The 10,277-nt window shown below is 66.2% G+C and carries 9 protein-coding genes and 1 pseudogene; 6 read left to right on the top strand and 4 right to left on the bottom strand.

The genetic code is table 11. The annotated features are described in order from the left end of the window. Positions 1-157 precede the first annotated feature (157 nt). The 4 genes and pseudogenes from FBZ87_RS22005 to FBZ87_RS21990 form a co-directional block, all read right to left on the bottom strand. Positions 158-422 (bottom strand): annotated as a pseudogene (locus FBZ87_RS22005) (IS3 family transposase); the annotation flags it as partial. 112 nt (positions 423-534) lie between these two features. Next, positions 535-1,350, bottom strand: coding sequence for a xanthine dehydrogenase (locus FBZ87_RS22000; protein ID WP_145612720.1), 816 nt, complete (start codon positions 1,348-1,350; stop codon positions 535-537). Further along, positions 1,350-1,775, bottom strand: coding sequence for a thioredoxin domain-containing protein (locus FBZ87_RS21995; protein WP_145612719.1), 426 nt, complete (start codon positions 1,773-1,775; stop codon positions 1,350-1,352). The genes FBZ87_RS22000 and FBZ87_RS21995 overlap by 1 nt, the downstream gene beginning before the upstream one ends. Beyond that, positions 1,772-2,197, bottom strand: a complete 426-nt coding sequence (locus FBZ87_RS21990) for a response regulator (protein WP_145612718.1) — start codon at positions 2,195-2,197, stop codon at positions 1,772-1,774. Before FBZ87_RS21990 ends, FBZ87_RS21995 begins: the two co-directional genes overlap by 4 nt. Before the next feature lie 426 nt (positions 2,198-2,623). Between FBZ87_RS21990 and nifH the strand changes: the two genes are divergently transcribed. The 6 genes from nifH to nifX all read left to right on the top strand — a co-directional run bounded on the left by nifH (position 2,624) and on the right by nifX (position 10,277). Next, complete coding sequence (nifH, locus tag FBZ87_RS21985) at positions 2,624-3,508, top strand: nitrogenase iron protein (RefSeq protein WP_145612717.1); 885 nt, start codon at positions 2,624-2,626, stop codon at positions 3,506-3,508. Positions 3,509-3,618: 110 nt separating this feature from the next. Next, positions 3,619-5,118 carry a nitrogenase molybdenum-iron protein alpha chain gene (gene nifD / locus FBZ87_RS21980; protein WP_004274320.1) on the top strand — a complete coding sequence of 500 codons (1,500 nt, stop codon included), beginning with the start codon at positions 3,619-3,621 and terminating at the stop codon, positions 5,116-5,118. A gap of 38 nt (positions 5,119-5,156) precedes the next feature. Further along, complete coding sequence (nifK, locus tag FBZ87_RS21975; protein ID WP_145612716.1) at positions 5,157-6,716, top strand: nitrogenase molybdenum-iron protein subunit beta; 1,560 nt, start codon at positions 5,157-5,159, stop codon at positions 6,714-6,716. A gap of 134 nt (positions 6,717-6,850) precedes the next feature. Beyond that, positions 6,851-8,497 carry a nitrogenase iron-molybdenum cofactor biosynthesis protein NifE gene (nifE, locus tag FBZ87_RS21970; protein WP_145612715.1) on the top strand — a complete coding sequence of 549 codons (1,647 nt, stop codon included), beginning with the start codon at positions 6,851-6,853 and terminating at the stop codon, positions 8,495-8,497. A 5-nt stretch (positions 8,498-8,502) separates the two neighbouring features. After that, positions 8,503-9,885, top strand: a complete 1,383-nt coding sequence (nifN, locus tag FBZ87_RS21965; RefSeq protein ID WP_145612714.1) for a nitrogenase iron-molybdenum cofactor biosynthesis protein NifN — start codon at positions 8,503-8,505, stop codon at positions 9,883-9,885. Beyond that, a complete protein-coding gene (nifX, locus tag FBZ87_RS21960; protein ID WP_145612713.1) occupies positions 9,882-10,277 on the top strand; it encodes a nitrogen fixation protein NifX in 396 nt (131 codons plus the stop codon). The genes nifN and nifX overlap by 4 nt, the downstream gene beginning before the upstream one ends.

The raw sequence follows: 10,277 nt of genomic DNA, 5'->3' as shown, positions 1-10,277 counted from the left end.
CCATCCTGATCCTGCTGATCGGCCTGTGGCTGTCGGGCAAGGTCAGCCGCATCGTCACGGCCGTCCTGGGCCGCACCCCGCAGTTCGACGCCATGTTGCGCGGTTTCTTCGCCAGCCTGGCGCGCTACGCCGTGCTGACGCTGACCGTGCTGGCCTAATACAGCCCGCCCTCGGCCGTCCAGCTGTAGGTGAAGTCCGCCACCCATTTCTGGTTCGGGCCGTCGGCGCTGAACTGCCGATCCAGCATGTTGCCGGCGACGAGGGATCGTTTCCCCGCATCCTTGGGAAGATCACGCCGGCGCGGCCGGGCATGCAGTCCCCGTTGGCGCATCAACCGTTCCACACGATGCAGGCCGCAGGCGATCCCCTCCGCCAGCAAGGTCGTGCCGGACACGCCAGGCGCCGTAGACGGTATCGGCGCGTTTCGGTGGCGTTCTTGACACGGCTGGCTTGTCCGGAGATGGCGGCTACGCGGCGGACGCGATTCAAAGATATGTCACTGCCGGCCTCATGGCGCGCCCTAAGGCGGGGGCCTCAGCGGATCGGCACTGGACGGATGTGCGTGGTCAGTGCCGTGCCGACGGCTTGGGCTATGGTCTGGGCGCGGTCATCGACGCCGGCCCAGACGGCGCCCCGGACACGGGGGTCGACCTCCAGCAGCTTGACGCCGGCGGGCACCTCCGTCCCGTCCCGCACCACGCCGCGCAGGATGCCGTCGAAAGGGGCCTGGACGGCGGCGGCGCCCAGATAGCCAATGACATAGTCCTTGAAGACGCGGGAGCCGATCTCCATCGCCGTGTGCCAGCGGCCGGGGAAGGCGGAATAGGCGAAGCGTTCCGCCCCGCGGTTGCCCAGGGGCCGGACGATGCCGTCCGCGGGTTCCGTCGCGCCCTCGCGTACCAGGGCGCCCTGTCTGCCGGGCTTGGTCTCGATGGCGAAGTCGCAATTCTCACCGGCGGTGAAGCCGGGGCCGAGGCCGACGGTGACCTTGGCCAGGCGGCGCAGGTCGGGGGTGGTGCTGTATTTCTGCAGCCGGGCATCGACCAGCAGATCCAGGGTTCGGATGACGATCAGGTCCAGCAGGCCCAGTTCGGTGATGACCACGCCCTGGCGGCGGGCCAGGGCCGCCGCCGCGGCCATGCCACCGTCCACCCTTTCGGCGGCGATGCCCGCCAGGGTCACCGGGTCGTCGAACAGCGCGTCGTGGAAGGCCATCTTGCGGCGGATGACGGGGGGCGACGGGTCGTGGGACATGACCACGCCGTAACCCTGCTGGTGAAGCCGGATCGCTACGGCGGAGGCGATCTCATTGGTGCCTAGGATGATGGCGTAAGGCGCACGATCGGTCATCACGGCGTTCCAGTGCTCTTGGGGGTGGGGCAGGGGCTGTGCGGGTGGGAGCAGCCGGTGGCCACGGCCTCCAGGTCCCCCGCCAGGCCCAACCAGTCGCGCAAGCTCTCGAACCCGGCATGGCGCAGGCCGTCCACCTCCGCCAGCGGCCGGCGGATCAGCAGCGGATCGGCCACCATGAGGTTCAGGGCTGTGGCCGCGTCCAGGACGGCGGGATCGACGGTTCCCGCCTTCACGGCGGGTGCCGCCGGGTTGAACCAGGTGGCGACGGGCGCGTGGCCGAGGAAATCGCGCAGCCGTTCCGCCGTCCAGGGCTCGGCCAGCAGGTCGCGGACCAGCACCGTATGCCCCGCCGCCTCCAGCGCCCGGCGCTGGCGGGCGTTGGTGCGGCAGCCGGGCTTTTCATAGAAGACAATGGTGCTCATACCAGTTGCACCAGGGCGGCGCCGCCGATGCGGCCCAGCACCGTGTCCACCTTGCGGCGCACGTCGGCCAGGGCCAGCGGCTTGACCAGCGCGCCGTGGGCGCCTGCGGCCAGGGCTTGTAGCGCCAGCGCTTCCTCCGCTTTGGCGCAGACGATCAGCACCCGCACGCCGGGGAAGGTGCGCAGCAGGTCGCCCACCAGGCCCACGCCCCGTTCCGCCAGGAAGGCGGCACCCAGCAGCACCACGTCGGGTTTCAGCCAGTCCACGCCCTTGGCGTAGGCCTCCTCCGGCGTCGCCAGTTCATGCGCCTCGATCTCGTCATGCAGCATGAACTGCAAGGCGGCGCGGGTGATCTCATCCTGGTCCACGACGAAAACCCGCCGTTGGTCCACGGCCTTGGCGGTCTCGACCCCAATCTGCATGGCACGCCCTTTCCAATGATGGGCTGCCCCGTCCCGGGCATTGGGGTGTCCACAGCAATTTCCGTTCCGCAGGCGCTCATGGCCCAGGGAAGCAGCGGGGCCGGGCTTTTCCCGCACGGACGGGCGGCGGTGGGCTTGTTCCGTTTGCGACAGCCGCACACCGCCTGTCGGGTTCGGCACATCTTTGTCGGGGGCGTGGCAGTCGGTACAAGTATAATAATATCAACAGCTTATCATAAATCCTCCACTTGGCACACCGGTTGCTGAAATACCGGTCGGCTAGTGAGGGCTGAGTGCACGCCTACGCGTTGTCGAGCGATGTGCTCCTTCCCGAAATCCGCGGGCCAGCTTCTGCGAACGAGGATCGCCCCGACCTCAACCGGGGCATTGGCAATCGGCTCAACAATCGGTTCAAGGAGACCTTGAATGTCGGCACTGCGACAGATCGCGTTTTACGGCAAGGGTGGCATCGGCAAGTCCACCACCTCCCAGAACACCCTGGCGGCCCTGGCTGAAATGGGCCACCGCATCCTAATCGTCGGCTGCGATCCCAAGGCGGATTCCACCCGCCTCATCCTGCACGCCAAGGCCCAGGACACCATCCTCAGCCTGGCCGCCGCCGCCGGCAGCGTGGAGGATCTGGAGATCGAGGATGTCATGAAGGTCGGCTACCAGGACATCCGCTGCGTGGAATCCGGCGGTCCGGAGCCGGGCGTGGGCTGCGCCGGCCGCGGCGTCATCACCTCCATCAATTTCCTGGAGGAGAACGGCGCCTATGAAGACATCGACTACGTTTCCTATGACGTGCTGGGCGACGTGGTGTGCGGCGGCTTCGCCATGCCTATCCGCGAGAACAAGGCGCAGGAAATCTACATCGTCATGTCCGGCGAGATGATGGCCATGTACGCGGCCAACAACATCTCCAAGGGCATCCTGAAGTACGCCGTGTCCGGCGGCGTGCGCCTGGGCGGCCTGATCTGCAACGAGCGCCAGACCGACAAGGAGCTGGAGCTGGCGGAGAACCTGGCCAAGAAGCTGGGCACACAGCTGATCTACTTCGTGCCGCGCGACAACATCGTGCAGCACGCGGAACTGCGCCGCATGACGGTGCTGGAATACGCGCCGGAGAGCGCCCAGGCCAACCACTACCGCAACCTGGCCACCCGCATCCACAACAACGCCGGCAAGGGCATCATCCCCACCCCCATCACCATGGACGAGCTTGAGGACATGCTGATGGAGCACGGGATCATGAAGGCCGTGGACGAAAGCCTGGTCGGCCGGACCGCCGCCCAGCTGGAACTGGCCTGAGCTGGAACTCGCCTGATCGGCGACGGCCGCCGGTGCCGCCCGGTCCCTCCGCATGGGGGCCGGGCGCGCGCCAGCGGGCTTTCTTCACCGGGGAACATGAGGGCAGCGAAATGAGTATGTCGGAGACGCAGAGCGTTGCGGAGATCAAGGAACGCAACAAGGAACTGATTGCCGAGGTCTTGCAGGTTTACCCGGAGAAGACCGCGAAACGGCGCGCCAAGCACCTGAACGTGCATGAGGCCGGCAAGTCCGATTGCGGCGTGAAGTCCAACCTGAAGTCCATTCCGGGCGTCATGACCATCCGCGGCTGCGCCTACGCCGGGTCCAAGGGCGTGGTGTGGGGCCCGATCAAGGACATGATCCACATCAGCCACGGCCCCGTGGGCTGCGGCCAGTATTCCTGGGCGGCGCGGCGCAACTATTACATCGGCACGACGGGCATCGACACCTTCGTGACCATGCAGTTCACCTCAGACTTCCAGGAAAAGGACATCGTTTTCGGCGGCGACAAGAAGCTGGCCAAGATCATCGATGAAATCCAGGAGCTGTTCCCGCTGAACAACGGCATCAGCATACAATCGGAATGCCCCATCGGCCTGATCGGTGACGACATCGAGGCGGTGTCGAAGGCCAAGTCCAAGGAATACGAGGGCAAGACCATCGTGCCCGTGCGCTGCGAGGGCTTTCGCGGCGTGTCGCAGTCCCTGGGCCACCACGTCGCCAACGACGCCATCCGCGACTGGGTTTTCGACAAGAGCGCGGCCAAGCCGGCGGCGTTCGAGGCCAGCCCCTACGACGTGGCCATCATCGGCGACTACAACATCGGCGGCGACGCCTGGTCATCCCGCATCCTGCTGGAGGAGATGGGCTTGCGCGTCATCGCCCAATGGTCGGGTGACGGTACCCTGGCGGAGCTGGAGAACACGCCCAAGGCCAAGCTGAACGTCCTGCACTGCTACCGTTCGATGAACTACATCTCGCGCCACATGGAAGAGAAGTACGGCATTCCCTGGTGCGAGTACAATTTCTTCGGCCCCAGCAAGATCGCCGAATCCCTGCGCAAGATTGCCAGTTACTTCGACGACAAGATCAAGGAGGGGGCCGAGCGCGTCATCGCCAAGTACCAGGCGCTGACGGACGCCGTCATCGCCAAGTACCGCCCGCGCCTGGAAGGCAAGACGGTGATGCTGTTCGTGGGCGGTCTGCGCCCCCGCCACGTCATCGGCGCCTATGAGGACCTGGGCATGGAGGTGGTGGGTACCGGCTATGAGTTCGGCCACAACGACGACTATCAGCGCACGGCCCAGCACTACGTCAAGGACGGCACGCTGATCTACGACGACGTGACCGGCTACGAGTTCGAGAAGTTCGTGGAACGCATCCAGCCGGACCTGGTCGGGTCGGGCATCAAGGAAAAGTACGTCTTCCAGAAGATGGGCGTGCCCTTCCGCCAGATGCATTCCTGGGACTATTCCGGCCCGTATCACGGCTATGACGGCTTCGCCATCTTCGCGCGGGACATGGACATGGCCATCAACGCCCCCGTCTGGAAGATGGCCAAGGCCCCCTGGAAGGGCGCGGCGCAACCCCGCCTGCTGGCCGCCGAATAAGGCGCTCCCGTACGACGTTCTTCGGAAAGGTTTCCATCATGACGCAGAGTGCCGAAAACGTGCTCGACCATTTCGAGCTGTTCCGTGGCCCGGAATACCAGGAAATGCTGGTCAACAAGCGCCAGCAGTTCGAGAACCGCCGCGATCCGGCGGAGGTGGAGCGGGTGCGGGAATGGGCCAAGACGCCCGAGTACCAGGAAAAGAACTTCGCCCGCGAGGCGCTGACCATCAATCCGGCCAAGGCCTGCCAGCCGCTGGGCGCCGTCTTCGCCGCCGTCGGCTTTGAAAGCACACTGCCCTTCGTACACGGTTCCCAAGGCTGCGTCGCCTATTACCGCAGCCATTTCTCCCGCCATTTCAAGGAGCCGTCCTCCTGCGTGTCGTCGTCGATGACCGAGGACGCGGCGGTGTTCGGCGGCCTGAACAACATGATCGACGGGCTGGCCAACGCCTATGCCATGTACAAGCCCAAGATGATCGCCGTCTCCACCACCTGCATGGCGGAGGTGATCGGCGACGACCTGAACGCCTTCATCAAGACGGCGAAGGAGAAGGGCTCCGTCCCCGCCGAGTATGACGTGCCCTTCGCCCACACCCCCGCCTTCGTCGGCAGCCACGTCACCGGCTACGACAACGTCATGAAGGGCATCCTGGACCATTTCTGGGACGGCAAGGCCGGCACCGCGCCCAAGCTGGAGCGCGTGCCCAACGGCAAGATCAACTTCATCGGCGGCTTCGACGGCTACACCGTCGGCAACCTGCGGGAGATCAAGCGCATCTTCGGGCTGATGGGGATCGACTACACCATCCTGGGCGACACCAGCGACGTCTGGGACACCCCCACGGATGGCGAATTCCGTATGTACGATGGCGGCACCACCCTGGAAGAGGCGGCCGACGCCATCCATGCCAAGGCCACCGTTTCCATGCAGGAATACTGCACGGAAAAGACCCTGCCGTTCATCGCGGCGCATGGGCAGGAGGTCGCCGCCTTCAACCACCCGGTGGGTGTCGCCGGCACCGACCGTTTCCTGATGGCATTGGCCCGCCTGACGGGTACGGAGATCCCGGTGGAGCTGGAGCGGGAGCGCGGCCGGCTGGTCGACGCCATCGCGGACTCCAGTGCCCACATCCATGGCAAGAAGTTCGCCATCTACGGCGATCCCGACCTGTGCCTGGGCCTGGCCGGCTTCCTGCTGGAACTGGGGGCGGAACCGACGCACGTGCTGGCCACCAACGGCAGCAAGGCCTGGGCGGCGAAGGTGCAGGAGCTGTTCGACAGTTCCCCCTTCGGGAAGAACTGCCACGTCCATCCCGGCCGCGACCTGTGGCACCTGCGCTCCCTGCTGTTCACGGAGCCGGTGGACTTCCTGATCGGCAACACCTACGGCAAGTACCTGGAGCGTGACACGGGCACGCCGCTGATCCGCATCGGCTTCCCCATCTTCGACCGGCACCACCATCACCGCTTCCCGCTGTGGGGATATCAGGGCGGGCTGAACGTGCTGGTGACCATCCTGGACAAGATCTTCGACACGATCGACCTCAACACCAACGTGCCGTCCAAGACGGACTACAGCTTCGACATCATCCGCTGACGGCGGGCTTGGCCTCTCCGTGGCGTCTTCCCCAAAGACGCTTGCGTCCTGGCCGCGCCGCTTTGTCCCCCGGGGTTTCCCGTCGGGGCTGGCGGCGCGGCGCTTCTTGACCCGTTCAGGTGAGGAACACGGAAATGAGTTCGCTGTCGGCCACCATCCAGGACGTCTTCAACGAGCCCGGTTGCGCCAAGAACGCCACCAAGTCGGCGGCTGACCGCAAGAAGGGCTGCACCAAGCAGCTGCAGCCGGGCGGGGCGGCTGGCGGGTGTGCCTTCGACGGCGCCAAGATCGCCCTGCAGCCGCTGACCGACGTGGCCCACCTGGTCCACGGCCCCATCGCCTGCGAGGGCAATTCCTGGGACAACCGGGGCGCCAAATCCTCCGGCCCGACCCTGTGGCGCACCGGCTTCACCACCGACATCAATGAGACGGACATCGTCTTCGGCGGGGAGAAACGCCTGTTCAAGGCTATTCGTGAGATCATCGAGAAGTACGACCCGCCGGCGGTCTTCGTCTACCAGACCTGTATCCCGGCCATGACCGGCGACGATATCAACGCCGTGTGCAAGGCGGCGCGGGAGAAGTTCGGCAAGCCGGTCATCCCCGTCAATTCCCCGGGCTTCGTCGGGCCCAAGAACCTGGGCAACAAGCTGGCGGGCGAGGCCCTGCTGGACCACGTCATCGGCACCGAGGAACCGGACGAGACGACGCCCTACGACATCAACATCATCGGTGAATACAATCTGTCGGGCGAGCTGTGGCAGGTGAAGCCCCTGCTGGATGAGCTGGGCATCCGCATCCTGTCCTGCATCTCTGGCGATGGACGCTATCGCGAGGTGGCCTATTCCCACCGCGCCCGCGCGGCGATGATGGTGTGCTCCAAGGCCATGATCAACGTGGCCCGCAAGATGGAGGAACGCTACGGCATCCCCTTCTTCGAAGGGTCGTTCTACGGCATCGGCGATACCAGCGACAGCCTGCGCCAGATCGCCCGGCTGCTGGTCGAGCGGGGGGCGCCGTCCGACCTGCTGGACCGGACGGAGGCGCTGATCGCGCGGGAGGAGGCGCGGGCCTGGGCCGCCATCGCGCCGCTCAAGCCGCGCTTCGCCGGCAAGAAGGTGCTGCTGATCACCGGCGGGGTGAAGTCCTGGTCCGTGGTGGCGGCCCTGCAGGAGGCGGGGCTGGAACTGGTGGGCACCAGCGTCAAGAAATCCACCAAGGAGGACAAGGAGCGCATCAAGGAACTGCTGGGCCAGGATGCCCACATGATCGAGGACATGACCCCGCGCGAGATGTACCGCCTGCTTAAGGATGCCAAGGCGGACATCATGCTGTCGGGCGGCCGGTCGCAGTTCGTGGCGCTGAAGGCCGCCATGCCCTGGCTGGACATCAACCAGGAACGCCACCACGCCTACATGGGCTATGTCGGCATGGTGACGCTGATGGAACAAATCGCGCGCACCCTGTTCAACCCGGTGTGGGAGCAGGTGCGGCGCCCGGCGCCCTGGGATGACCCGGGCAATACCTGGCAGGCCCGCGCCGACGCCCAGCTGGCGGCGGAGGCTGCCGATCCGGAGAAGATTGAACAGGCGCGGCGGGCTGGTGCCGTCTGCACCTGCAAGGGTGTGGACCTCGGCACCATCGAGGACGCGGTCCGCGCGCATGGGCTGACATCGCTTGACGATGTACGCCGGCATACCGCGGCGGGCACCGGCTGTGGCGCCTGCGCCAGCCGGGTGGAAGAGGTGCTGGCCGCCCTGCCGGCCCTGGCGGCGGAGTAGGGGCCATGGCGACGGTCACCCACGTCAAGAAGGCCTGCGCGGTCAACCCGCTGAAGATGAGCCAACCCATCGGCGCCGCCTTGGCCTTCATGGGCCTGCGCGGCGCCATGCCCCTGCTGCACGGGTCGCAGGGCTGCACCTCCTTCGGGCTGGTGCTGTTCGTCCGCCACTTCAAGGAGGCCATCCCCCTGCAGACGACGGCGATGAGCGAGGTCGCCACCGTGCTGGGCGGCTACGACAATGTCGAACAAGCCATCCTGAACATCCACAAGCGCACCAAGCCGGAGATCATCGGCATCTGTTCCACCGGCGTCACCGAGACCAAGGGCGACGATGTGGAGGGTTACATCCGCCTGGTGCGGGAACGCCATGCGGAGGTGGCGCACCTGCCGCTGGTCTACGTTTCCACCCCCGACTTCAAGGACGCGTTCCAGGATGGGTGGGGCAAGGCCGTGACCCGCATGGTGCAGGAACTGGTGGCAGCCCCCCCGGCCGATGCTGCGCGCGACCCGGCCAGGGTCACGATACTGCCCGGCTGCCACATGACGCCGGGTGATTTGGACGAGTTGCGCACCATCCTGGAGGATTTCGGGCTGAAGTCCAGCTTCCTGCCCGACCTGGCGGGCTCGTTGGACGGCCACATTCCGGAAGACTTCACCCCCACCACCATCGGCGGCATCGGCGTGGATGAGGTGGCGGGCCTGGGCGCCTCATCCTGGGCCATCGCCATCGGTGAGCAGATGCGCCCAGCGGCGGAAGCCTTGCGGGACAGGACGGGCGTGCCCTTCCGCCTTTTCCCCCGCCTGTGCGGGCTGGAGGCGACCGACGCCTTCATCATGTTCCTGTCGGAGATCAGCGGCCGGCCGGTGCCTGTCAAATACCGGCGGCAGCGCGGACAGCTGGTGGACGCCATGCTGGACGGACACTTCCACATTGGCGGCCGTAAGGTGGCCATCGGGGCGGAGCCCGACCTGCTGGCCCATGTCGGCGGTATGCTGCACGCCATGGGCGCCCACATCACCGCCGCCGTCACCACCACCCATTCGCCCGTGCTGGCTGGGGTGGAGACGGACGAGGTGCTGATCGGCGACCTGGAGGATCTGGAGCGGCGGGCGCGGGAACGGGGGTGCGACCTCTTGATCACCCATTCCCATGGGCGCCAGGCGGCGGCCCGCCTGGGCATTCCGTTCTTTCGCATGGGCCTGCCCCTGTTCGACCGGCTGGGGGCCGGGCACCTGGTTTCCGTCGGCTACCGCGGGGCGCGGGATTTGATCTTCGCCCTCAGCAACCTGGTGATGGCCGACACCGAACAGCATCACGGGGCCACCCCCGACACCTGGCGGGTGGTGGACGGGGACGGCGCTCAATCGAAAGGGGAAGCCGCATGAAGGTCGCTTTCGCCACGCAGGACATGAAGCGGGTCGACGCCCATTTCGGCTGGGCCCGCAACATCGCCATCTATGAGCTGGATCCCGACGGCTATCGCCTGCTGCAGGCGGTGGAGTTCGCCGGTGATCTGCAGGAGGACGGCAACGAGGACAAGCTGGCGCCCAAGATCGAGGCGATCAAGGACTGCGCCATCCTCTATGTCGCCGCCATCGGCGGGTCCGGCGCCGCCCGCGTCGTCGCCAGCAACATCCACCCCATGAAGGTCACCCAGCCGGAACCCATCGAGGATCTGCTGGAACGCCTGCGCGCCGTGCTGAACGGCACGCCGCCGCCCTGGCTGCGCAAGGCCATGGCCAAGGGGGCCGTCCGTACTCTGGATTTCGAGGATTGA

The organism is Nitrospirillum amazonense (assembly GCF_007828035.1).
Lineage (GTDB): Bacteria > Pseudomonadota > Alphaproteobacteria > Azospirillales > Azospirillaceae > Nitrospirillum > Nitrospirillum amazonense.
Note: the sequence above shows the minus strand (reverse complement) of the source record. Positions and strands in the feature narration are given on the sequence as shown.

Bases quoted from the DNA above. Each gene is read 5' to 3' on its own strand.
- FBZ87_RS22000 (WP_145612720.1), bottom strand. From the start codon at position 1,350: ATGACCGATCGTGCGCCTTACGCCATCATCCTAGGCACCAATGAGATC.
- FBZ87_RS21995 (WP_145612719.1), bottom strand. From the start codon at position 1,775: ATGAGCACCATTGTCTTCTATGAAAAGCCCGGCTGCCGCACCAACGCC.
- FBZ87_RS21990 (WP_145612718.1), bottom strand. From the start codon at position 2,197: ATGCAGATTGGGGTCGAGACCGCCAAGGCCGTGGACCAACGGCGGGTT.
- nifH (WP_145612717.1), top strand. From the start codon at position 2,624: ATGTCGGCACTGCGACAGATCGCGTTTTACGGCAAGGGTGGCATCGGC.
- nifD (WP_004274320.1), top strand. From the start codon at position 3,619: ATGAGTATGTCGGAGACGCAGAGCGTTGCGGAGATCAAGGAACGCAAC.
- nifK (WP_145612716.1), top strand. From the start codon at position 5,157: ATGACGCAGAGTGCCGAAAACGTGCTCGACCATTTCGAGCTGTTCCGT.
- nifE (WP_145612715.1), top strand. From the start codon at position 6,851: ATGAGTTCGCTGTCGGCCACCATCCAGGACGTCTTCAACGAGCCCGGT.
- nifN (WP_145612714.1), top strand. From the start codon at position 8,503: ATGGCGACGGTCACCCACGTCAAGAAGGCCTGCGCGGTCAACCCGCTG.
- nifX (WP_145612713.1), top strand. From the start codon at position 9,882: ATGAAGGTCGCTTTCGCCACGCAGGACATGAAGCGGGTCGACGCCCAT.